General features: G+C 65.3%; 24 protein-coding genes. 14 read left to right on the forward strand and 10 right to left on the reverse strand.

The window, feature by feature from the left end; all coding sequences use genetic code 11:
• Nucleotides 1-93: 93 nt before the first annotated feature.
• Nucleotides 94-738 (forward strand): DUF480 domain-containing protein, encoded by a 645-nt coding sequence (locus QMX96_RS12925; RefSeq protein WP_043863038.1) that lies wholly within the window; start codon nt 94-96, stop codon nt 736-738.
• An 87-nt stretch (nt 739-825) separates the two neighbouring features.
• On the opposite strand, the gene QMX96_RS12930 is transcribed toward QMX96_RS12925, so the two are convergent.
• A complete protein-coding gene (locus QMX96_RS12930; RefSeq protein WP_282361876.1) occupies nt 826-1,641 on the reverse strand; it encodes a shikimate 5-dehydrogenase in 816 nt (271 codons plus the stop codon).
• Nucleotides 1,642-1,833: 192 nt separating this feature from the next.
• Here QMX96_RS12930 and QMX96_RS12935 point away from each other — a divergent pair, with 192 nt between their 5' ends.
• From QMX96_RS12935 to QMX96_RS12960, 6 genes are all read left to right on the forward strand, one after another.
• Nucleotides 1,834-2,199: a hypothetical protein gene (locus QMX96_RS12935; RefSeq protein WP_054915708.1), complete on the forward strand. Its 366-nt coding sequence runs from the start codon at nt 1,834-1,836 to the stop codon at nt 2,197-2,199.
• A gap of 121 nt (nt 2,200-2,320) precedes the next feature.
• Nucleotides 2,321-2,509: a hypothetical protein gene (locus tag QMX96_RS12940; protein WP_043863041.1), complete on the forward strand. Its 189-nt coding sequence runs from the start codon at nt 2,321-2,323 to the stop codon at nt 2,507-2,509.
• Between the two features lie 191 nt (nt 2,510-2,700).
• Nucleotides 2,701-3,624 (forward strand): D-alanyl-D-alanine endopeptidase, encoded by a 924-nt coding sequence (gene pbpG / locus QMX96_RS12945; protein ID WP_282361877.1) that lies wholly within the window; start codon nt 2,701-2,703, stop codon nt 3,622-3,624.
• Between the two features lie 185 nt (nt 3,625-3,809).
• The gene (pvdM, locus tag QMX96_RS12950) at nt 3,810-5,162 is read left to right on the forward strand and encodes a pyoverdine-tailoring dipeptidase-like protein PvdM (protein ID WP_213607275.1); all 1,353 of its coding nucleotides are present in this window, start codon (nt 3,810-3,812) and stop codon (nt 5,160-5,162) included.
• Between the two features lie 18 nt (nt 5,163-5,180).
• The gene (locus QMX96_RS12955; protein WP_213607274.1) at nt 5,181-6,464 is read left to right on the forward strand and encodes an aminotransferase class V-fold PLP-dependent enzyme; all 1,284 of its coding nucleotides are present in this window, start codon (nt 5,181-5,183) and stop codon (nt 6,462-6,464) included.
• 160 nt (nt 6,465-6,624) lie between these two features.
• A complete protein-coding gene (locus QMX96_RS12960; protein WP_104572292.1) occupies nt 6,625-7,959 on the forward strand; it encodes a SidA/IucD/PvdA family monooxygenase in 1,335 nt (444 codons plus the stop codon).
• A gap of 15 nt (nt 7,960-7,974) precedes the next feature.
• On the opposite strand, the gene QMX96_RS12965 is transcribed toward QMX96_RS12960, so the two are convergent.
• The 8 genes from QMX96_RS12965 to QMX96_RS13000 form a co-directional block, all read right to left on the reverse strand.
• On the reverse strand, nt 7,975-9,054 hold the full coding sequence (locus QMX96_RS12965) for a DUF1615 domain-containing protein (protein WP_282361878.1): 1,080 nt from the start codon (nt 9,052-9,054) through the stop codon (nt 7,975-7,977).
• A 63-nt stretch (nt 9,055-9,117) separates the two neighbouring features.
• Complete coding sequence (locus tag QMX96_RS12970) at nt 9,118-9,786, reverse strand: hypothetical protein (RefSeq protein ID WP_058541891.1); 669 nt, start codon at nt 9,784-9,786, stop codon at nt 9,118-9,120.
• A 78-nt stretch (nt 9,787-9,864) separates the two neighbouring features.
• A complete protein-coding gene (locus tag QMX96_RS12975; protein WP_282361879.1) occupies nt 9,865-10,359 on the reverse strand; it encodes a DUF1543 domain-containing protein in 495 nt (164 codons plus the stop codon).
• Between the two features lie 13 nt (nt 10,360-10,372).
• Complete coding sequence (locus QMX96_RS12980) at nt 10,373-10,924, reverse strand: hydrolase (protein ID WP_043863046.1); 552 nt, start codon at nt 10,922-10,924, stop codon at nt 10,373-10,375.
• Between the two features lie 117 nt (nt 10,925-11,041).
• Entirely contained in the window at nt 11,042-11,761 is a 720-nt protein-coding gene (locus QMX96_RS12985; protein ID WP_043863047.1) for an alpha/beta fold hydrolase, read from the reverse strand.
• A 10-nt stretch (nt 11,762-11,771) separates the two neighbouring features.
• Complete coding sequence (locus QMX96_RS12990) at nt 11,772-11,996, reverse strand: MbtH family protein (RefSeq protein ID WP_043863048.1); 225 nt, start codon at nt 11,994-11,996, stop codon at nt 11,772-11,774.
• Between the two features lie 122 nt (nt 11,997-12,118).
• Nucleotides 12,119-13,465, reverse strand: a complete 1,347-nt coding sequence (locus QMX96_RS12995) for an endonuclease/exonuclease/phosphatase family protein (RefSeq protein WP_054915704.1) — start codon at nt 13,463-13,465, stop codon at nt 12,119-12,121.
• Between the two features lie 18 nt (nt 13,466-13,483).
• The gene (locus QMX96_RS13000) at nt 13,484-14,338 is read right to left on the reverse strand and encodes a hypothetical protein (RefSeq protein WP_282361881.1); all 855 of its coding nucleotides are present in this window, start codon (nt 14,336-14,338) and stop codon (nt 13,484-13,486) included.
• 247 nt (nt 14,339-14,585) lie between these two features.
• On the opposite strand from QMX96_RS13000, the gene QMX96_RS13005 reads away from it, so the two are divergent.
• The 4 genes from QMX96_RS13005 (at nt 14,586) to QMX96_RS13020 (ending at nt 19,028) form a co-directional block, all read left to right on the forward strand.
• Complete coding sequence (locus QMX96_RS13005; RefSeq protein WP_043863051.1) at nt 14,586-15,200, forward strand: LysE family transporter; 615 nt, start codon at nt 14,586-14,588, stop codon at nt 15,198-15,200.
• Between the two features lie 61 nt (nt 15,201-15,261).
• Nucleotides 15,262-16,272 (forward strand): ABC transporter substrate-binding protein, encoded by a 1,011-nt coding sequence (locus QMX96_RS13010; RefSeq protein ID WP_054915702.1) that lies wholly within the window; start codon nt 15,262-15,264, stop codon nt 16,270-16,272.
• On the forward strand, nt 16,269-17,114 hold the full coding sequence (locus QMX96_RS13015; RefSeq protein WP_043863053.1) for a proline/glycine betaine ABC transporter permease: 846 nt from the start codon (nt 16,269-16,271) through the stop codon (nt 17,112-17,114). Before QMX96_RS13010 ends, QMX96_RS13015 begins: the two co-directional genes overlap by 4 nt.
• A gap of 240 nt (nt 17,115-17,354) precedes the next feature.
• Nucleotides 17,355-19,028, forward strand: a complete 1,674-nt coding sequence (locus tag QMX96_RS13020) for an ABC-F family ATP-binding cassette domain-containing protein (RefSeq protein WP_282361882.1) — start codon at nt 17,355-17,357, stop codon at nt 19,026-19,028.
• Here the strand turns inward: QMX96_RS13020 and QMX96_RS13025 are convergent.
• Entirely contained in the window at nt 18,939-19,469 is a 531-nt protein-coding gene (locus tag QMX96_RS13025) for a cysteine hydrolase family protein (RefSeq protein WP_043863055.1), read from the reverse strand. The genes QMX96_RS13020 and QMX96_RS13025 overlap by 90 nt on opposite strands.
• 375 nt (nt 19,470-19,844) lie before the next feature.
• Here QMX96_RS13025 and QMX96_RS13030 point away from each other — a divergent pair, with 375 nt between their 5' ends.
• The 3 genes from QMX96_RS13030 to QMX96_RS13040 all read left to right on the forward strand — a co-directional run bounded on the left by QMX96_RS13030 (nt 19,845) and on the right by QMX96_RS13040 (nt 23,081).
• Complete coding sequence (locus QMX96_RS13030; protein ID WP_043863056.1) at nt 19,845-20,864, forward strand: branched-chain amino acid aminotransferase; 1,020 nt, start codon at nt 19,845-19,847, stop codon at nt 20,862-20,864.
• Nucleotides 20,865-21,034: 170 nt separating this feature from the next.
• A complete protein-coding gene (locus QMX96_RS13035) occupies nt 21,035-21,715 on the forward strand; it encodes a response regulator transcription factor (RefSeq protein WP_043863057.1) in 681 nt (226 codons plus the stop codon).
• Complete coding sequence (locus tag QMX96_RS13040; RefSeq protein WP_054915700.1) at nt 21,693-23,081, forward strand: HAMP domain-containing sensor histidine kinase; 1,389 nt, start codon at nt 21,693-21,695, stop codon at nt 23,079-23,081. Before QMX96_RS13035 ends, QMX96_RS13040 begins: the two co-directional genes overlap by 23 nt.
• Nucleotides 23,082-23,152: the final 71 nt, after the last annotated feature.

Consider the following 23,152-nt stretch of genomic DNA (forward strand, 5'->3'; position numbering starts at 1 on the left):
GCCGATTATAGACACGCTTGGCGGCGCCCGGCGGCTTGTCTTTTATTCTGCAAGGATTAGGCTAGTTGCCTTCCACAGCATAGGGAACGCGCGATGAGCACTGAGTTGGACACCCCCGTTGACGAGCAGCGCCTCGACAGCACGCAAATCCGTATCCTCGGCGCCTTGATCGAAAAGCAGGCCACAAGCCCCGAAACCTACCCCCTCACCCTCAACGCCGTGGTGCTGGCCTGCAACCAGAAGACCAGCCGCGAGCCGGTGATGAACCTGACCCAGGGCCAGGTCGGCCAAAGCCTGCGTGCCCTCGAAAGCCAGGGCCTGGCGCGCCTGCAGATGGGCAGCCGGGCCGACCGCTGGGAGCACCGCGTCGACAAGGCGCTGGAGCTGGTACCAGCGCAACAGGTACTGCTGGGGCTGATGTTCCTGCGCGGGCCGCAGACGGTCAGTGAGCTGCTGACGCGCAGCAACCGCATGCATGAATTCGAGGATGCCGAACAGGTGCTGCATCAGCTGGAGCGCCTGGTAGCCCGGGGCTTTGCCCTGCACCTGCCGCGCCAGCCCGGCCAGCGCGAAGACCGCTACACCCATGCCTTCGGCGACCCGGCCGACATCGAAGCGATTCTGGCGGCACGCCAGCAAGGTGCGGAACGCCCTGTCGGCGGCGTGTCGGCCGAGCGCATCGAGGCACTGGAGGCGCGGATCGCGGCGCTGGAAGAACGCCTGGCGCAGCTGGAGTAGCCAGCTCGGCACAGGGTCGAGCAATGCTTTGCGGGAGCACGTTCAGCCGCTCCCGCTCACTGCCTGGCGCGAACCTGCCTGCAGGGCTCAATCGCCCCGCGCAAACGCCACCGCTTCGGCGATCTGCCGTGAATCGGGGCGCACCCCGGTATACAGCACGAACTGCTCCAGCGCCTGCAACGCAATCACCTCCAGCCCGCTAACCACTGGTTTGCCAGCAGCCTGGGCGGCCACGATCAAGGGCGTCTGCGCCGGCATCGCCACCACGTCGAACACCGCCTGCGCCGCCTCGATCTGCTCGTGCTCGAAGGCCAGTTGCTGCGCCTCGGCCCCGCCCGCCATGCCGATCGGCGTCACGTTCACCAGCAACCGGGCCCGCACACCGTGTGGCTCGGCCTGCCAGCGATAGCCACAGGTGCGGGCCAGCCGCTCGCCGGCCTCGCGATTGCGCGCAACGATCGTGCCGTCGCTGAAACCGGCATCGCGCAGCGCGCACGCCACCGCCTTGGCCATGCCGCCGCTGCCGCGCAGCGCCACGCTCCATGCAGGGTCCAGGCGATGCTGGTGGATCAGTTGACGCACCGCCAGGTAGTCGGTGTTGAAGCCCTTGAGATGCCCCTGGGTGTTGACCAGCGTGTTCACCGAATCGATGGCCGCCGCCGAGGGGTCCAGTTCATCGAGCAACGCGATGCAGGCCTCCTTGAACGGCATCGACACACCGCACCCACGCACACCCAGCGCGCGAATGCCGGCCACGGCGGCCGGCAGGTCGGTGGTGGTCATGGCCTTGTAGTAGTAATCCAGCCCCATCTGCTGGTACAGATGGTTATGAAAGCGCACGCCGAAGGTACCCGGGCGCCCGGCCAGGGACATGCACAAAACGGTGTCTTTGCTGGGGGTCATCGATTGGCTCCTGAAAACGGCAGGGGCACCAGTATGCACTCACTGCCCACCGAACCGTTGATCGGGGCTTACACAACCTTTACTCAACGCCCGTGCCATTTTTCCGGGGGCTGCGGTCTTATGGGTATCCCCGCGCCACGTCTTGGGTGTCTTGACAGCACCAGCGCCGGGGCTGCAAACCGAGGAGTCTTCATGAACCGTCACATCCCGAGAATCGCCCTGCTGGTTGGCGCCCTGGCCGTCTGCGGGCAAGCGGCCGCCCACGGTGGTGGCGGCGGCTGGCACGGCGGTGCCGGCCCGGTGCTTGGCGCGGCCGTCGTCGGTGCCGTGGTGGGTGCGGTGGTGTCCGGCAACCACGACCGTACCGTCTACGTCGAGCGCCAGCCGGCCTACTACGGTCCCCCGCCGGTGTATGTCCAGGCCCCGCCGCCGCCGGTGTACTACCAGCCGTACCCGCCGTATCCGGTAGTGGAGCGCTACGTACCGGTGCCGCCGCCGTATTACCGCGAGCGCTACTACGGCCCGCCACCGGTGTACTACGGACCGCCCCGCTGGTAGCACCGGCCCCGCGCCCTGCCTGCGGGCAGGGCGCAGGCTGTCGGGGAAACCGCCCGCATTGGCTTGATCGCCGTTCAGGCCTAGGCTGGCAAACCCTCACAGCCTGAACCCAGGAGTTCGCATGACCGCTGAAAAAGGATTTCCAGCCCCGCTCGACCCAGCCCAACACCCCCTTGCCGCCGCGCAGCAGATGACCCTGGCGATCATCCTCAGCGGCCAGTACAAGCTGCCACAGACGCCCGCCAAGGCGGCCGAGGCAGGTCACGAGCTGCTCAAGGCCGTCACCGCCGGCTACCTCAAGTCACGCTAAGGTCCCGCTCGGCTGGTTCGGCACGCCGATCCAGCCGCTGCAAACGAAGCCCAAGGTTAAATAAATTTCATAGTTCGCCCAATGTTTACGGGGCAATCGACACAGACTCGACCATACTCCTAGAATGTAACGGCTTGTAATAAAAAACCCGTGCACAGCCAACGACATACCTACATTTAGTGAGCACCAACGTGAAAACCTCCCTGTCTATTCTCAGCCTGCTGCTGATGCTCACTGGCACTGCCAGCGTCACGTCGAACGCTGTTGCCCAACCGGCCCCCCAGGTCCAGCGCGACCCTGCCAAGCTGCACCTGGCCTCGGGCAGTGCACTGCTGATCGACCTGCAGACCAACAAGGTGCTCTATGCGAGCAACCCGGACCGTGTGGTGCCGATCGCCTCGGTCACCAAACTGATGACCGCGATGGTGGTGCTCGATGCCAAGCAGGCCATGGACGAACCCCTGACCATCACCATCGCCCAGACCAAGGAAATGAAGGGCGTGTACTCGCGGGTTCGCCTGGGTAGCGAGCTGAACCGTCGCGACACCCTGCTGATTACCCTGATGTCCTCGGAAAACCGGGCCGCCGCGACCCTTGCGCACCACTACCCCGGTGGCTACGCCGCCTTCATCAAGGCCATGAACGCCAAGGCCAAGGCCCTGGGCATGAGTCATACCCGCTATGTGGAACCCACCGGCCTGTCGACCAGCAACGTGTCCACCGCCCGCGACCTGAGCAAGCTGCTGCTGGCCGCGCGCAGCTACCCGCTGCTGAGCGAGCTGAGCACCACCCGCGAAAAGACCGTTGCCTTCAGGAAACCCAACTACACCCTGGGCTTTCGCAACACCGACCACCTGGTCAACAAGAGCAACTGGGACATCAAGCTGACCAAGACCGGCTTCACCAACGAGGCCGGTCATTGCCTGGTGCTGCTGACGCGGATGGACAATCGCCCGGTGGCCATGGTGATACTCGATGCCTTCGGCAAGTACACCCATTTCGCCGATGCCAGCCGCATGCGCCAATGGCTGGAAACCGGCGACGCCAAACCCGCCCCGGCCGTCGCGATCCGCTACAAGGCCGAACGCAGCCAGAACCGCCCTGCGGTCGACTGATCGCACACACTGCCGTGCCTCGCGCACGGCAGACACCCCACCCGCCAAGAGCGTGAAGCCACAACTCCGAGCGCGCGCCGGAGGTTGTAAATTTAGCCCTCCATCAATCGTCCTTCCCCTGACACCCGACCTTCGCCTGACACAGCCAGGCCGTCGGACCGATCAGTACTGCGACCGAGATGGCAATGACCAGAACCCGTTCCCGAAAAGCCCTGTACATCGGCCTGCCGCTTGCCCTGGCAGCAGTCGTGGGCGCAGCCGCCGCTGGCTACCTGTACTGGAAGCAAGGGCCTGCCTACCCCCGCGAGATCGTCGAGCAGGCCAATGCCCTGCACGAGCACATGCTGTCCTTCGATAGCCACGTCACCGTACCGCTGGACATGGGCACCGCTGGCCACGAGGTGGACAAGAACAGCGGCGGCCAGCTCGATCTGGTCAAGGCCGGCCAGGGGCGACTATCCGGCGCGGCGCTGACGATCTTCGGCTGGCCCGAACTGTGGAACGGCCCGAATGCGCCCCACCGCCCCACTCCGGGATTTGTCGACGAGGCCCGCCACCAACAGGAGGTGCGCTACAAGATCATCAGCGCCATGGTGCGCGACTTCCCCAACCAGATCGGCATCGCCTACACCCCCGACGACATGCGCCGCCTGCATGGCGAGGGCAAGTTCGCCATCTTCATCAGCATGCTCAACGCCTACCCACTGGGAAACGACCTGTCCCAGCTCGACCTGTGGGCGGCCCGTGGCATGCGCATGTTCGGCTTCAGCTACACCGGCAACAATGACTGGGCGGACTCCTCGCGGCCGCTGCCGTTCTTCAACGACACCGCTGACGCCCTGGGCGGGCTGTCGCCAATCGGCAAGCAGGCGGTCAAGCGCCTGAACGATCTGGGGGTGATCATCGATGTCTCGCAGATGTCGACCCTGGCCCTGGAGGACGTGGCTCGCCTGAGCCGCACCCCGATCGTGGCCTCGCACTCGGCGCCACGGGCGTTGGTAGATATCCCGCGTAACCTCAGCGACAAGGAACTGAAACTGATTAGGGACAGCGACGGCGTGGTCCAGGTCGTCGGCTTCGGCACCTATCTCAAGCCCCTTAGCAAACCGACCCTGGACAAACTCGAGGCTCTGCGCGCCCGCTTCGACCTGCAGCCCCTGCAGGGGCTGGCCAATGCGCTGATGCCGGGCGATGCGGTGATTGCGATCTGGCCCGAGGCGCGCTTTGGCGAGTATGCCGGCAACCTCTACGGCATCATCGATGAGGAGCCCAAGGCCACCCTCAAGGATTTCGGCGATGCAATCGACTACGTCGTGAAGAAGATCGGCATCGACCATGTGGGCATCAGCTCGGACTTTAACGACGGTGGCGGCCTGGACGGCTGGAAGGACGCCAGCGAAACCCGCAACGTGACTGCCGAACTGCTCAGCCGCGGCTACTCCGAAGCAGACATCGCCAAGCTGTGGGGTGGCAACTTCCTGCGCGTGTGGGCCCAGGTGCAGAAAGCCGCACAACCCGTTGCCACGCTAGCCCCCTGACCCTTATCGAGCGCCGACATGACCGACCGTCGTACATTCCTCAAGCAGGCCGGGGTACTTGCCGCCAGCCTGCCGCTAGGCACCAGCCTGCTGCCAGCCGCCCAGGCGGCCCCTACCGCGCAGCTAAACGGCCCGGACAAATGGCGAAACCTGCGTCAACTGTTCCCGCTGGACCCGAATGTGGCCCACTTCGCCAACTTCCTGGTCACCGCCCACCCCAGGCCGGTTCAGGAGGCCATCGATCGGTTTCGTGCCGAAGTCGATCTCAATCCCGCCGAGCAGATGGACTGGGAAAGCCAGAACGAGTGGAAGCGTGAAGGCGAAGTGCGCAACTGGGCGGCCCGTTATCTGGAGGTCAAGCCCCGCCAGATCGCCCTTACCGGCAGTACCACCGAAGGGCTGGGCATGATCTACGGTGGCTTGCAGGTGGGCCCCGGGCAAGAGATCCTGACCACCGAGCACGAGCATTACTCCACGCATAAATGCCTGGCCTTCCGCCACCAGCGCCAGGGCACGTCCGTGCGCAAACTGCGCCTGTTCGAGCAGCCCTGGCAGGTGTCCACCGACCAGGTGCTGAGCACAATCGACCAGAATATCCGCCCCAACACCCGCGTGCTCGGCATGACCTGGGTGCACTCGGGCAGCGGGGTCAAGTTGCCGGTGGGCGAGATCGGCGCTCTGGTGCGCCGCCACAATCGCGAACGCAGCGAGCAGGACCGCATCCTGTATGTGATCGACGGCGTGCACGGGTTCGGCGTGGACAACCAGCGCTTCGACGACTTCAACTGCGACTATTTCATCGCTGGCACCCACAAGTGGATGTTCGGTCCGCGGGGTACGGGAATCATCTGCGCCGCCTCGGAAAAAATGCAGCATCTGGTGCCCACCTTCGCGACCTTCTCCGAGGATGAGGACTTCGCCACCATCATGACCCCCGGGGGCTACCACGCCTTCGAGCATCGATGGGCACTGGGCAAGGCCTTCGAACTGCACCTGCAACTGGGCAAGGCGCAGGTGCAGGCACGCATCCACCAGCTCAACACCGCGCTCAAACAGCGCCTGCTCGAACACAAGGCGATCGAGCTGGTGACACCGTTGAGCACCGAGTACTCCGCCGGGTTTACTTTCCTGCGCATCAAGGACCACGACGCCCGCGCCGTGGCCGCCCATCTGGTACGCAACCGCGTGATGGTCGATGCCGTCTCCCGCGATGCCGGGCCGGTGATCCGCTTCGCACCCGGCCTGCTCAACGACGAACAGCAGATCGATCGGGCCATGGCCCTGCTGACCCAATACCTCTGACAGAGCCCGTTTCCAGCCCTGCCGCCGGGCGGAAGGGCTCCCTGAAGCAGGGTCAGCGGTAAATTCCAAGCCTCACAGCTCGTTCTATCGGAGTACCTGAGCAGGATCAGGGGCGCAAAAAACTGGCGCCCCACCTCGACCACACACGGGAGCCGCACCCATGAACCAGCCCTCAACATCCGAAACAATCCACGACCTGATCGGCGTCGGCTTCGGCCCCTCCAACCTGGCCCTGGCCATCGCCCTGGAAGAACTCGCCCAGACCAACGGCCATGCCCTCGATGCGCTGTTCATCGACAAGCAGAGCGACTACCGCTGGCACGGCAACACCCTGGCCACCCAGAGTGAACTGCAGATTTCCTTCCTCAAGGACCTGGTGTCCCTGCGCAACCCCACCAGCCCCTACAGCTTCGTCAACTACCTGCACCAGAAGAAGCGCCTGGCCGACTTCATCAACCTGGGCACCTTCTACCCCTGCCGCCTGGAGTACAACGACTACCTGCGCTGGGCCGCCGAGCACTTCGCCACCCAGGCGGTGTATGGCGAGGAGATCCTGCGCGTGGAACCTGAACTGCTGGACGGGCGTATCGACCACCTGCGCGTGATCTCCCGCAGCGCCCAGGGCCATGAACGCCTGCGCCGGGCACGCTCGGTGGTGGTGGGCAGCGGCGGCACGCCGAAGATCCCGCCGGTATTCGCGCCCTTCAAGGACGATCCGCGCGTGTTCCACCACTCCCAGTACCTGAACAGCCTGGAACAACTGCCGTGCACCCAGGGCAAGCCCATGCGCATCGCGATCATCGGCTCGGGGCAAAGCGCCGCCGAGGCCCTGATCGACCTGAACGACAGCTACCCGTCGGTCAAGGCCGACATGATCCTGCGCGGCTCGGCACTCAAGCCGGCCGATGACAGCCCGTTCGTCAACGAGGTCTTCACCCCCGACTACACCGACCTGGTGTTCAACCAGCCCCAGGCTGAGCGTGCCAAGCTGATCTCCGAGTACCACAACACCAACTACTCGGTAGTGGACATCGACCTGATCGAACGCATCTACGGCATGCTCTACCGTCAGAAAGTCGCCCATCAGTACCGTCACGCCGTTCTGTGCCGACGCAACATCGAGGCCGCCGTCAGCACCGACAAGGGCATCGAGCTGACCCTGCGCGACCTGGCCACCGGCATCCAGCAGACCCACGTGTACGACGCGGTGATTCTTGCCACCGGCTATGAGCGCCGCTCCCATCGCGAGCTGCTGGCGCCGCTGCAACAGCACCTCAAGGACTTCGAAGTGGACCGCGACTATCGCGTGCTGGCCAGCCCGGAGCTCAACGCGGCGGTCTACCTGCAGGGCTTCTGCGAAGCGTCACACGGCCTGAGCGATACCCTGCTGTCGGTACTGCCGGTGCGCGCAGCCGAGATCGGCCAGTCGCTGTACCAGAGCCTGGGCCAGCGCGCCAGCAACGCCCGCGCCAGCGCGACCCTGGCCAGCGCCTGAACCTGCCCCGTGCTATCAGCGCTGCATGCAGCGCCGATAGCGCTCATCCACCCGTTTGGCAAACCATGCCGTGGTCAGCTTTCGGGTGATCTTGGGGCTCTTGAGTTCGATGCCTGGCAACTGCGCCCGCGGCAACGGCTTGCCCGCAGCCGCCTCGGCCAGTGCATACACCCGCTGATACAGCCGCGTGCGCTCGAATGCCAGGCTGTCCCCCTCCTCCAGCTGACTGCGAATGGTCGGGTTGCGCAGGCCGAGCCTGTCACCCAGGCGCCGTACCGCCTGTTCGGTGGCCCCCGGAAAAATCGCCCCTGGCGCGATCAGGTCGCCATCCAGCGCCAGTTCCACGCCCGACGCCTGGCTGACCGCATGCTGGAACGCCGCGTTGCGGCTCGCGTACCAGCCTGCATTGAAGTCGGCAAACCGATACAGAGGCTGCTCGTAGCTGGCTGGGTAACCCAGCAGATGGGCGATGCCGAAATACAGCCCGCCGCGCCGGGTGAACACTTCCTGGCGCAGGGTGCCGCTGTAGGCATAGGGGTAGTCCTGGGCGTGGCGTTCGGCGAACGCGATGCTGACCTGCATCGGCCCCCCGGTGCGCACCGGGTTCAGGTCGCCGAGCAAGGTACGCCCAAGCGGCAGCGAACCGATCAGGTCGTCGAACAGTGCACTCAGTTGCTTCTCGCTGCGCACCGCCGCCAGTCGCTGGCTGTAGGTTCTGCCATCGGGCGAGTGGGTTCGCAGGGCGGCCTCGACCAGCCGCTGCGGTACATGCAGACGCGCCGCACGCCGGTCGATCTCGGCGCGGGCAATGCGCCCCAGGCCGGGCACCTGCGGGTCGGCCTGGAAGGTCGACTCCTGCTCGGTCACCGCCAGCACCGCGCACAGGTTGCTGCGGCTGGGGTCGAGCTTCTGTGCGGCAAACGCCGTTTGAATGTCCGCCGCCCACCCTTCACGGTCGCCAGTGGCGGCTGGCATCAGTGCAACCACCGTGGCGCGCACCTGGGCCGGCGTGGCCTGTTGCGCCCCACGCTGGCCGGCGCACCCCTGCAACAGCAGCGCCAGCGTGGCCAGCACCATCCATCCGCGTAAAGGCATACAGCCCCCGGCTATCGGTCGAGGGCCCCACAGTACACAGCCGGGGCCGGCCCGTGCAAACCGTCAGCAGCCTGGCTTGGTCAACTCGGTGCCGATGGTGACCGCATTGACCTTGACCTTGTCGAAGCTGGCCTGCGCCACTTCATCGAAGGTGCGCTCGCAGTTGAAGCGGGTGTCCACCACAAAGTCGTCACCCTTGGCCTTCTGCATGGCCTCGCTCCAGTGACCGGCCGCCGCGCTGGCCTCATCATCCACCAGCACCACCTCCAGCAGCACTTCGGTAAACCCCACTGCCCGCGGTCCTTGCCAGAGCGCGTACACCGACGGGTCGGCGGCATTGCCGCACATGCTCAGGCAACTGGCGTAGAACTCCAGCCCGCCTCCCGAAGACCCGGCCATTGCACCGAACGTCAGGGGCTGCGCGGCCGGCGGCGCAAAGTCGCCGATGAACGTGCTCAGGTCTGCCTTGCAGGTGGGCGAGAGCTCCATGCGCAGCTCGCTGACCGTGCCGCCGCCGGCCGTGGCGGTGATTTCGCAGCCTTGCACCTTGTAAGTATGGGTGTCGCCGAACGAGGTACGCGCAACACCGGCTACCGACTCGAAGAAACGCAGGTTGGTGCCCAGCATCTCGCCATTGAACACCTGGGCCACCGTGGCCTGGGCCAGGGCCAGATTCGGCAGAGCGCTGAGGGTGAGTGCGCAGCAGAAGCCAGACAGTGCACGTGAACGCATCGGAACATCCTGTAAGGGCAGAAAATGAAGCGCGTACTGTAATCCAGGCTAACGGCAAATAGCCATCAAGCTCGCCCATCAGCCCAGCACGATGTAGTCGCTGCGCTGCACCAGCGGGGCATGCTCGCCTGCAATCAGGCGCACGTATCGGCCACCGAGCTGGTCGATGGCGATACAGTCATCCACGTCCATCACTGCATCGGTGTGCGCCTGGCTCCAGTGACGTGCCATGCGTTGCTTGCCGATGGCCTTGGCCTGGGCCTTGCTGGTGGCCACCACCAACAGGTACTGGTGCGCCTCGCCGAACGCACCGGGCTCGTAGCCGCCCAGGTTGATGAAATACAGGCGTGGCTCGCCGGCAGCCGGCTGCATGTCCGACCAGTGCAGCTTGTAGCCGTCGACCCCGTCGACCTCCAGCCAGGAATCGATGTGCACGCCCCTGGCGCTGCCGAACCATTGCTCGCGCAATTGCGGGTAGGCCGCTTCGAGGGTCGGGGCCACCAAGAACACCACATCGTGCACTTCGATGCGGGCCCGGGGGTGTTTGCCCCCCAGCATCACCACGAACAACATGATCCGCCCACCCTCAAGGTTGCTCGCCGACCAGGAAGGTCTTGCTGATGTGGCGAAATTTCTCGTGGCCGGCGCTGCCCAGCAGCTCGAACAGCACCATCTCGCGGGTCACGATCTGCGCGCCGGCATCACGCATGCGCTGCAGGCCGGCGCTCTTGCTGAGCAGGCTGCGGCTGTCGCAGGCGTCCTCCACCACGAACACCTGCCTGCCCAGCGCCAGCAGGCCGAGCACTGTCTGCAGCACGCACACGTGGGTTTCCATGCCGCACACAATCACCTGGTGGCGGGCCAGCAGGCTGGCGGGCAGGCAGTCGGCAGCCACGCAGGAAAAGTGCACCTTTTCCACCACCTCGGCAGCGGGCGCCGCCTCGAGCAGCGCACCGACGGTGTGCCCGAGGCCCTTGGGATACTGTTCGGAAATCACCGTGGGCAACCCCAGTTCGGCCGTCGCCGCCAGCAACCAGCGGGTGCGGGCCAGCGTGCCGGCAGGGTCGCTGACCGCGCCGATGAGTTTTTCCTGAACGTCGATGACCAGCAGCGTGGCCTGGGTAGGGTCGATCAGCATTGCGTGCGCTCCATGGCGGGCGCCGGGGCGATGGGTGTCACCGCCAGGCGGCTTGCGGACAGAAACCCAGGCAGCGCGATGGCTGCCCGGGCCCGGTCGGATGCTACCACGCGAGGCTCATGCGGTCAGGCGGTGCGGCTCCAGGGCCTGGCTGAGCACGCCCAGCACCTGCTCTTCATGCTCATGTATGAAGAAGTGCCCGCCGGGGAAGAGCGCCAGCGAGAAATCACCCTGGCTCTCCTGACGCCAGGCCAGCAACTGTTCCTGGGTCGCGCGATCCTCCTCGCCCCCCAGCACATGCAGCGGGCAACGCAGTGCCGGGCGCTGCCGATAGGCGTAGCGTCCGCACAACAGAAAGTCTGCGCGCAACACCGGCAGGGTCAGGCTCATCAGTTCCTCGTTGCCCAGCACTTCCTCCGAAGTACCGCCCAGGGTGCGCAACTCTTCGATCAGTTGCGGGTCGCTCTTGGGTTCGCGCCAGCTTTCGTCGTCGTAGCCTTCACGACGGGTCGGCGCCGCCGTGCCGCTGGCAAACAACGCCACCGGTGGCGGGCAGCCCAGCGCCTGCAGCTCGTGCACCAGCTCGAACGCCAGCAGCGCCCCCAGGCTGTGCCCCAGCACCGCGTAGGGCTGGTGGGCGACAAGGCTCTGTTCGGCGGCCAGTTGCCGGGCCAGGGCCTGCATGTCGGTGTACAACGGCTCGCCAAGGCGTGCACCCCGCCCTGGCAGCTCCACCGGGCGCACGTTCAACCAGGCGGGCACCTTGCGCCGCCAGCGGCTGAAGACCATGGCGCTGGCACCCGAGTACGGCAGGCACAACAGGGTCAGTGACGACACGTGCCGCCCCTCACTGCGCCGCAGCGGTTTCGGCCATCTTCTGGCGCAGGCTCAGCGGGCGCATATCGGTCCATACCTCATCGATGTACGCCAGGCACTCAGCCTTCAAACCGCTCTTGCCGACGGTGCGCCAGCCGTTGGGGATAGCCTTGTAGTCCGGCCAGATGGAGTACTGTTCCTCGTGGTTGACCACAACCTGGAACACGATATCGTCGCGATCGAATACGGAAGTCATTGCCTGTCTCCTTGGTTGAATGAGGCTCGTGGCGCGGGAGGCGTACGGGCGCTACTGGAGGAGACGAAGCGGCGTGCGGATAAATTAGCGACGCTGGGAAAATCCCGCGGCACGTGCCGGCGCTAGCAGTTGAAGGTCAGGTTGTAATGCACCGAGCGGTGGTCCGATGCCCCCGGCGCAGAGACATTCCCCGGCGCCGGCACCTGCGAGGTGCCATTGGTCACCGCATAGTCCAGCATGTTGCTCGGCGCCACGCTGGGGTGGGTGCTGCCGCCCGCCAGCTCGATACGGGCGATGTCTTCGGGCGACACCCAGTTGCCACGCGTCGGCACCGGGGGAGTGGTCGGTCGCGGATCGCGGTTGAAATCCCCCAGCAGCGCGAACGGTGTATCGGTGTGCCAGCTGATCTCCCTCAACATGCGCGCGGCGTTGACGCCCCCGCCGGAAATGGCATGCAGGTTGAAGATCGCCAGCTCCGGCGTGTTGCCCGCCAGCGCTCGTCGCCTCACACGCACCCCCATGGCCGGGCGGTAAAGGGGCGGACCCGCCACCGGCAATTGCCCGTCCGAGATGATGGCCAGTTGGCTGACCATGAACTCGCCGGGGTCAGGCATCACGATCGCCAGGTTCACCCGCAACCGCTGCACATCGAGGAAGTAGATCAGGTAGCGCTCGGGCCGGCTGCGGGTGCCGGCCTGCCAGCTGTAGACATGGATGTCGTGGTGACTGCCGAACTGGTCGGCCACCCGTTCGGTGCGGCTGAACACCGCAGAATGCGGGGCAACGCCGACCTCCTGCAGAACCACCACATCGTTGCTGCGCAGCAGCGGGAGGACCCCGGTCAACCATTTGCTCTCGGTGCTGACCGATGCGCCCTGCAGGTTCCAGGTGGCCACCCGTATCGGCACCTCAGTGCGCGCGCTGCGACCTATTTCGATCTGTGCCGAGGGCCCTGCAGTGTTCAATCGGCTGTGGTAGTAATCACGAATGCGCCCATGCAGGCGAATGTGCGCATGCCACGGGCCGAAGATGGCCATGACCCCGTGCTGGAGCATGCGCAAGGGGTCGCCAGGATCCAGCAGGTGTGGCCCCTGTACGCTCCTTAGGCCATTCATGACCAGGGCATGGTGCACACGGTAGAGCCCGATCATCACGCCATGACGATACAGCCCTGGCGAGGCCTGCAGATGCTGCAGCACCGTGGTGTCGCTGTACCAGCGGCGCAACAGGGTGGTCATGCATGCCCCATAGCCGGCCTGTGCCTCATGGTTGCTGCTGCGTATCAGGCGTGCCGAAACGATGTAGTTCAGGTAGACCAGGGTATGCACGCAGTCCCGGGGCCTGGCGGCGGCGAGCAGCGCCACCGCGTCCATGAACACCACGTCGACCTGCTCTTCGAACGCAACGGCCGGCATGTCGGGCACCAGGTTGTTGTCGATGTACAGGCCAATGACACGGTCAACGGGCATGGGAACACCTCCACCGGGTCAGGCCTTCTGGAACAGCGCAAACAGCTCGCCATCGAGCACGCCCAGCCCCACCCGCTCGGTAGCGGCCAGGTTGCTGCTGACCGTTGCCGGGCTGAGGGCATTGCCGTCATAGGCGTATTGATAGAGCGCGCGACCGTTGGCATTGGCAATGCTGCGGGTGAAGGCGAGTTTGAGCAGCCCCGCGTGAACCGTCACACCCGGCATGAACGGGTAGGCCTGCTCGATGAACACCCGTGGCTCGGTCCAGGCCTGCTTGCCGTCGTACTTCACCAACAGGGTCCGACCATCGCCATCCTTGTAGAACAGGTGGATCAGGCCCTGGTAGACAATGGCGATCGGGTCGTCGGGGGTGGTCACCGCTACCCCCCTGGCCCTGAGCACCGGGCCATTGCCCCAGTTTTCCAGGTCTTCACTGCCCAGGCACTCGATCTGCCTCGTGTGGCCGTGCCGATAGAAGGCGTGCAACCGCCCTTGAAACTCCACCAGCGACGGCGAGCCGTGCATGGGCTGACTCAACGTCATGGGCTCGAACCCCATGAGCGTGTCGTTGTAGGAGGCCAGGGTGTATTCACCCTGGTCATCGCTTCGAAACGCATGGACCTTGTCCTTGAACACAAAAAGCGCCAGTGACCTGCTCGGGGTCACCATCAGTGGCAGCACCGCCGGCGTCGTCCATACGTCGATGCCACTCACTTTCGCGACGAATTCGGCCACGTTGCCGTCGGCGTTGTAGGCGCAATAGAGCACGCCCCGGTGTACGACTACCCGGCAACCGCCAGCCACAGGCTGCGACTCGGTAGGGAAAGCACGGTTGAAGATGCCGTGCATGTTGGCTGCGTAACAAAGTTGCATCGCCTGCTCCAGAGGTACAAAGAGCCCCCAGTAGAACAGCGCAGCCCGGCCGGATCAGCCGGGCAAAGCCCAGCGTGTACGTGAGAAACCGGAAGTTGCACGGGCCCGGGCGTGACCTGCCGGGCTGGCAGCAGGCGCACATCGCTGTGCGATTGTTCGGGCCAGATGCACAACACGGGGTTCGCACCGGCGCAGCGCAGGCGTATCGTATGCACTCGAATCCTGATAGGTAACACGGAGTTTCCCCATGCTTGGCGTAACGGACTACGGTGCCTTCGTGATTGCCTTCCTGGTGCTGCTGGCGATCCCGGGGCCGGGCAATTTCGCGCTGATCACTGCCACCGGCAAGGGCGGCATCAAAGGCGGCCTGGGCGCCACCTTCGGCGTCATCCTGGGTGACCAGGTGCTGTTGTGGCTGGCCGTGGCCGGTGTGGCAGCGCTGCTCACCACCTACCCGGCAGCGTTCCATACCGTGCAATGGCTGGGTGCAGCGTACCTGGCCTACCTGGGCCTGCGCATGGCCCTGGCCAAACCCGGCAGCACGCCGGTACGGCCGATGAAGTCCAAGCACTACCTGCGCCAGACCATGATGATCACCCTGCTCAACCCCAAGGCGATCATGTTCTACATGGCGTTCTTTCCGCTGTTCGTCGACCCGGTCCGGCATCAGGGCTTCGTGACGTTCGGCTTCATGGCGGTGACCATTGCCGTGCTGACCTTCCTGTATGGCCTGGTGGCCGTGCTGCTGACCCACAACCTGGCCGCCCGCCTGCGCGCCAACCCCAAGGTCTCGAACCTGCTCGAACGCCTGGCCGGCATGTGCCTGGTGGGCTTCAGCATCAAGTTGGCGGTACTGCGCTAAACCCCTGGCGCGGGTCTACTACACTTGCCTGACCTTGAAGCGGCGCGGCAAGTGAGACGACATGAAGCGACTGACACAATTGATCGGCGGCGCCCTGCTGGCACTGGGCCTAGCCTCCCAGAGCCTGGCGGCGCCCGCTGCGGCACCCATCCACTTTGGCGACATCACCTGGGAAAGCGGCAGCCTGACCACGCAACTGCTGCGCTTTATCGTCGAAAAAGGCTACGGCTACCCCACCGACACCCTGCCCGGCAGCACCGTGAGCATGGAGGTGGCGCTGGCGCGCAACGACATCCAGGTGATCGCCGAGGAGTGGGCTGGCCGCAGCCCGGCCTGGACCAGGGCCGAGCAGGCCGGCCAGGTGTTCAGCATCGGGGACACGGTCAAGGGCGCCGACGAAGGCTGGTACGTGCCCGCCTACGTGATCAAGGGCGATGAACAGCGCGGCCTCAAGGCACTGGCCCCGGACTTGCGTTCCGTCCAGGACCTCAAGCGCCATGCCCCACTGTTCAAGGACCCCGAGTCACCCGACAAGGGCCGCTTTCTCAACAGCCCCAGCGGCTGGACCTCCGAGACCGTCAACAGCCAGAAGCTCAAGGCCTACGGGCTGGACGGGCAGTACGTGAACTTTCGCAGCGGCTCGGGCGCGGCGCTGGACGCCGAAATCACCTCCGCCATCCGCCGTGGCAAGCCGGTGCTGTTCTACTACTGGTCGCCCACCCCGCTGATGGGCCGCTACGAGCTGGTGCGCCTTGAAGAGCCGCCATTCGACGCCCAGGCCTGGGCCACCCTCACCGACCCGGGCAACCCCGAGCCCAAAGGCACCCGCTCGCTGCCGGCCAGGCTGTCGATCGGCGTATCGGCGCCGTTTCGCGAGCAATACCCGGAGCTGGTGGCATTCTTCGCCAAGGTCGATCTGCCGATCGCCACCCTCAACAGCGCCCTGGCAACGATGAGCGAGCAGCGCCAGGCGCCGGACGCTGCAGCGCAGGCCTTTCTCAAGGCGAACCCGAGCATCTGGAAGGCCTGGCTGCCCGCCGAGGTGGCGACCAGGGTCGAGTCGGCCCTGTGAGTACGGGCTTTCCCGAGGCGCTGCACGTTTCGTTCGCAGACAGCGTCAATCGCTTCGTCGACTGGCTGGTGCTGGCCTACGGCGACCAGCTTCGGGCGGTCTCGGACGGCCTGCTGCAACTGCTGGTAGGGTTGGAAAACCTGCTGCGCGCCACGCCGTGGTGGTTGCTGCTGGCGCTGGTGGCACTGCTGACCTGGCACGCCACGCGCAGTGTGCGGCGGGCGCTGCTGCTGAGCGGCCTGCTGTTTCTGATCGGGGTGGTCGGCCTGTGGGACAAGCTGCTGCAGACCTGCGCGCTGGTGCTGGTGAGTACCGGCCTGTGCCTCCTGATCGGCATTCCGTTCGGCATCTTGCTGGCGAGCCGGCCACTGGCGCGCCGGTTGCTGATGCCGGTGCTGGACGTGATGCAGACCCTGCCCAGTTTCGTGTACCTGATCCCGGTGCTGATGCTGTTCGGGCTGGGCAAGGTGCCGGCGATCTTCGCCACCCTGGTGTATGCCCTGCCGCCGCTGGTACGCCTCACCGAACTGGGCCTGTCGCAGGTGGACCCGTCGCTGACCCAGGCCGCCCAGGGGCTGGGCGCCAACCGGTGGCAGCGCTTGCGCCGGGTGGCATTGCCGTTGGCGCTGCCGAGCATCCTGGCCGGCCTGAACCAGTCGGTGATGATGGCGCTGTCGATGGTGGTGGTGGCCTCGATGATCGGCGCGCGCGGCCTGGGTGAGGACGTGCTGGCCGGCATCCAGACACTGAACGTGGGCAAGGGGGTCGAAGCAGGGCTGGCCATCGTTGCGCTGGCGATCGTGATCGACCGCATCACCCAGGCGTATGGCAAGCCGCGTTAAACCTGCTGTAGCCAGACAAACGGACAATCGGCAGTGTCCATGCTCATCGCGAATTGCGCAGCCGCGAGCGGTGCTGAAAAGATGGCCCTCTTTACCTGCGCCAGATCCCCCCTTAGACTACAGGCCTTTTCCCGCATCCCGAGGTATTCGTCCAATGCGCCATTGATGCCACCGTCGTTTCAGACGGCCCGTCTTCAGCCCCTTCACCGGGGGAAGCACCAGGCATCCTTGGAGGTTCGCATGACGAACACGTCATCCCTGACGCTGGACAGCGTCACCTATGCACTGCCAGACGGCAGGCTGCTGTTTTCCAACCTCACCGAACGTTTCGACCAGCGCCGCACCGGCCTGGTGGGGCGCAACGGCGTGGGCAAATCCATACTCGCACGCCTGATGGCCGGTCAGCTCGAGCCCAGCGATGGCCGCTGCCTGCGCCAGAGGCGCGTGCACTACCTCGCTCAACAGCCGATCACCTCCCGCACCACGGTCGCCGACCTGGCCCAGGTACGCCAGGTGATCGAAGCCCTCCAACGCATCGAGGCTGGCAGTACCGCCGCGAGCGACTTCGAGACTGTCGGCGAACGCTGGAACATACGCGAGCAACTGCACAGCCACCTGGCCCGCGAGCAGCTCGGCATGCTGCGCTGGGATCGCCCCGCCGAAACGCTGAGCGGCGGCCAGGCCATGCGCGTGGCACTGCTGGGTGCGTTTCTCGGCGACGCCGACTACCTGATTCTCGACGAGCCCACCAACCACCTGGACGCCCCCAGCCGCGCCGCCCTGATGATCATGCTCGAACGCTGGAACAAGGGGCTGCTGGTCATCAGCCACGACCGCACGCTGCTCGCCAGCATGCAGCGCATCGTCGAGCTGTCGCCCTCGGGCCTGCACAGCTACGGGGGCGACTACAGCGCATTCACCACTTGCAAGGCCCGCGACACCGAACTGGCCGAGCGCAATCTCGAGCGTCTGAAGCTCGAACGCCAGCGCCAGGCCCGCGACCTGCAGCGTCAACACGAGCGCCTCGAACGCCACCAGGCCAGGGCCGGCCACGAGGCCAGGCACAGCAACCAGGCGAAGATCCTGCTCGACCGTCAACAGCAACGCAGCGAGGCCACCGCAGGCAGGCAGCAGCGCAACCACCTGGCCACGCGCCAGGCCATGGACGCCCAGGTGCGTGAAGCCGCTCAACGCCTGGACCCACAGCAGCCGGTGGTACTGCACGCGCCGGCACGTCAGTTGCCGCCAGGCAGCCAGATCGCCTGGCTGCGTGACCTTGAGCTACCCCACATCGAGCATCCGCACGCGCTCGACCTGGTGCTGTACGTCGGCCAGCGCCTTGCCCTCACCGGCGCCAACGGCAGCGGCAAATCCACGTTGCTCAAGGTGCTGGCCGGGCAACTGCCGCCCCGCAAGGGTGAATGCGAGACCCGCGCCAGCGTGGCGTACCTGGATCAGCAGTGCAGCCTGCTCGACCCGAGCGTATGCGTGCTGGAGCATGTGCGCGAGGCGTGCCGTGAACTCGACCAGAGCAGCGTGCGCACCCGATTGGCACAACTGGGCCTGGATGCAGACCGCATCACCCTGCCCAGCGACCTGCTCAGTGGCGGCGAACGGCTCAAGGCAGCGCTGGCCGCGGTACTCTACAGCGACCAGCCAGCGCAACTGCTGTTGCTCGACGAACCCAGCAACCACCTCGACCTGCCATCGTTGCAGGCCCTGGAACAGATGCTCTGCCAGTATCAGGGGACCCTGCTGGTGGCGTCCCATGACCTGGTGTTCCTGCAACACCTGCAGTTGCAGGGGCAGCTGTGCATGCCGCAATCAGAACTGCACGGCTTCGGTGACGCACAAGGTGGCGAAGCCACTGCCCAGGGTGAGGTTGTGATGGGCGACGATGGCCTCGGCGCCTAGGCCGGGGGTATCCATGCAGGTGTGCGCGTCGCTGACCAGTACCGGGCGCACGCCCAGCTCGGCAGCAACGCGGCAATTGGTATCGACGCAGTACTGGGTTTTCATGCCGACCACCACCAGCTCTTCAACGCCCGCCTGCTGCAGCCACTCACGCAGCGGCGTGTTCCAGAAGGCACTGGGCCGGAACTTGTCGAACACACGGTCGTATTGCTCGTCTACCTCCAGCGCCGGGAGCAGTTGCCAGGGTGTGCTGCCGGCCTCGATCGGCGAACCCTGCGGGCCGGTGTGGCGCGCGACGAATATCGGCGCCCGGGCCGCCCGTGCGGTGCCGATCAGGCGGTTGATGTTGGCCAGTATCCGCTCGCCCTGCCAGGGCTGTTCGGGGCCATGGAACAGGCCGACCTGCATATCCAGAATCAGTAACGCGCGCCGTACGGGCATGGTGTCTCTCCTTAAGATGCCAGCCGGACGCGCCAACCAAAAGGCCCCGTCCATTGCTGGCGGGGCCTTGGGTGACCTGCTGCGTTCGCTTTACACAGCCACCCATCGCCCGCCGATGGCGGTCGTGGTGGTGCGGGTCGAGGTCAACAGGTCGATATTCATGTCACGCACAATGCTCCACGAGCCCTGCGTCGGTCAAGCCCATGGCGGCGCGACCACTCACGCTCGTCACGCCGGACCTGAAGCGCTGGCGGCCGGGCACCGGCGCAATCGGCATCTGCCCGTTTCCGATCTGCACGGGATGTATTATCGTGGCTGCTTGCGCAATATGCGTGGCCTGACCATACAGGCATTTGCCAACCGATCGAGGGTGCCATGAGTAACGAGAGCATTAACTGGGACAAGCTGGGCTTTGACTACATCAAGACCGACAAGCGCTACCTTTCCTACTTCCGTGATGGCGAGTGGGACAAGGGCACCCTGACCGAAGACAACGTACTGCACATCAGCGAAGGCTCCACCGCGCTGCACTACGGCCAGCAATGCTTCGAAGGTATGAAGGCCTACCGCTGCAAGGATGGCTCGATCAACCTGTTCCGCCCCGACCAGAACGCCCTGCGCATGCAGCGCAGTTGCGATCGCCTGCTGATGCCGCGGGTGCCGACCGAACAGTTCATCGAGGCCTGCAAGCAGGTGGTCCAGGCCAACGAACGCTTCGTACCGCCGCACGGCAAGGGTGCCCTGTACCTGCGTCCGTTCGTGATCGGCGTGGGTGACAACATCGGCGTACGCACCGCGCCGGAGTTCATCTTCTCGATCTTCGCCATCCCGGTTGGCTCGTACTTCAAGGGCGGCATGACCCCGCACAAGTTCCTGATCTCCGATTTCGACCGTGCCGCGCCCCAGGGCACCGGCGCCGCCAAGGTCGGTGGCAACTACGCAGCCAGCCTGCAACCAGGCTATGAGGCCAAGAAGGCCGGCTTTGCCGACTGCATCTACCTCGACCCGCTGACCCACAGCAAGATCGAGGAAGTGGGTTCGGCCAACTTCTTCGGCATCACCGCCAACAACGAGTTCGTGACCCCGAAATCCGCCTCGGTGCTGCCGGGCATCACCCGCCTGTCGCTGATGCAACTGGCCGAATCGCGCCTGGGCCTGAAGGTGATCGAGGGCGACGTGCTGATCAACCAGCTGGACCGCTTCATCGAAGCCGGTGCCTGCGGCACCGCTGCGGTGATCACCCCGATCGGTGGCATCCAGTACAACGGCAAGCTGCACGTGTTCCACAGCGAGACCGAAGTCGGTCCGGTGACCCAGAAGCTCTACGCCGAGCTGACCGGTATCCAGAGCGGTGACGTCGAAGCGCCAGCGGGCTGGATCGTCAAGGTCGCCTGAATGCATCGCGGGTCAAGCCCGCTCCCACAGGTTCATCGCAACCCTGTGGGAGCGGGCTCGACCCGTGACTGGCTGCGCAGCAGCCCTTTTTCAAGATGAATTTTTCTTTAACCCGGGCACCGCCTATTCTTTGGCACAATCGAGTCTCCACACGCCGCCCAGGTAAGAGCATGCCCCGCGTACTGACTATCGAAGACGATGCCGTCACCGGCCAGGAAATCGTCGCCGAACTCTCCAGCCACGGCCTTGAGGTCGACTGGGCCGACAACGGTCGTGAAGGCCTGGCCAAGGCAATCGCCGGCGGCTACGACCTGATCACCCTCGACCGCATGCTGCCCGAAGTCGACGGCCTGACCATCGTCACCACCCTGCGCAACCTCAAGATCGCCACGCCGATCCTGATGATCAGCGCCCTCTCCGATGTCGACGAACGCGTGCGCGGCCTGCGCGCCGGTGGTGACGACTACCTGACCAAGCCGTTTGCCTCCGACGAGATGGCGGCGCGCGTGGAAGTGCTGCTGCGCCGCAACAGCGTGCCGATGGCCCAGACCCGCCTGCAGGTCGCCGACCTGGAGCTGGACCTGATAAGCCACGAGGCCCGGCGCGGTGAGCAGACCCTCAACCTGCTGCCCACCGAGTACAAGCTGCTGGAATTCCTGATGCGCCACGCCGGCCAGGTCATCACCCGCATGATGATCTTCGAGGAAGTCTGGGGGTACCACTTCGACCCCGGCACCAACCTGATCGACGTGCACATCGGGCGTCTGCGCAAGAAGATCGACGCCGCCGGGCAAACCCCGCTGATTCGCACCGTGCGGGGCTCCGGCTATGCCATTGCCGAACCCGTCTAAGGGCTGGAGTTCGTCCACCAGCCGCCTGCTGGCGCTGTACAGCTTTCTGTTCGTGGCCTGGAGCAGCATCCTCATGGGGGTGCTGTACTTCGAGGTGTCCGGCTACCTGAACAAGCTCACCCGCCATTCCCTGTTGCAGCGCCAGCATCTGTTCGCACACATGAGCGGCAAGCAGCTCGACGACGCCCTGATCGCCAGCCAGGCCTTCGACGAACGCAGCTTCGATGCCTACGGGCTGTTCGACGCGCAGTTCAACCCACTGGGCGGGCAGATCCGCCAGATCCCGCCCGAGCTGGGCCTGGATGGCAGGATCCACGAGCTCAGCCGCTGCCTGGACGCCGACGACCCGCGCATGCCAAAAGACAGCTGTGATGCCGTGGCGCTCAAGGTGCGCGATGGCCGCTGGCTGGTGCTGGTACGCGACAACGGTTCGCTGTTCGTGGTCACGCGGATCATTCTGCATGCGTTGCTGTGGGGGCTGTCGCTGACCATCATTCCCGGCATCGCCGGCTGGTACCTGCTGCGTCGCCGCCCGCTCAAGCGCATAAGGGCGATCCAGGCCAGTGCCGAGCTGATCGTGGCCGGCGACCTCACCCACCGTCTGCCGCTGTCGTCGCGCCGTGACGAACTGGACATGCTGGCAGCCATCGTCAACGCCATGCTCGACCGCATCGAGCGGCTGATGCATGAGGTCAAAGGCGTGTGCGACAACATTGCCCACGACCTGCGCACCCCGCTGACGCGCCTGCGGGCCCAGCTGTACCGGATCCGCCAGCAGGTCGGCGACGACTCGATCCAGGCCGACCAGATGGACCAGGCCATCAGCGAAACCGACACCCTGATGGCGCGTTTTCGCGGGTTGCTGCGCATCAGCGAACTGGAAGACCGCCAGCGCCGTGCCGGCTTCGTCGAGCTGGACCCGCGTGCCCTGCTGGTAGAGCTGCATGACTTCTACCTGCCGCTGGCCGAGGACGGCGAAATTCGCCTGACCCTGGTGCTGCCCGACCAGTTGCCGGCGCTCAAGGGCGACCGCGAGCTGCTGTTCGAGGCCCTGGCCAACCTGCTGGGCAATGCCATCAAGTTCACCCCGGCCGGTGGTCAGGTGCGGATGCGAGCCCGTGAAGACGCCCAGGGCGTGCTGATCGAGGTGGAGGACAGCGGGCCGGGGATTCCGGCGGACGAGCGCGAGGCCGTGCTCAAGCGGTTCTACCGCAGCGAGGAAGGTCATCGGCACAACGGGTTCGGGCTGGGGCTTTCGATCGTTGCAGCGATCGTCGACCTGCATGGGTTTGAGCTGGAGGTAGGAGACAGCGAATTGGGCGGCGCGCGGCTGGTGTTGCAGTGTCGGCCGAAGGTGGCCAGTTAGGGCCTCATCGCGGGTCGAGCCCGCTCCCACAGGTTGATCACTGATCTAGAGCACAGTGATCAACCTGTGGG

Origin of the sequence: Pseudomonas sp. PS01300, assembly GCF_029960155.1 — a bacterium.
Taxonomy (GTDB): Bacteria; Pseudomonadota; Gammaproteobacteria; order Pseudomonadales; family Pseudomonadaceae; genus Aquipseudomonas; species Aquipseudomonas palmensis.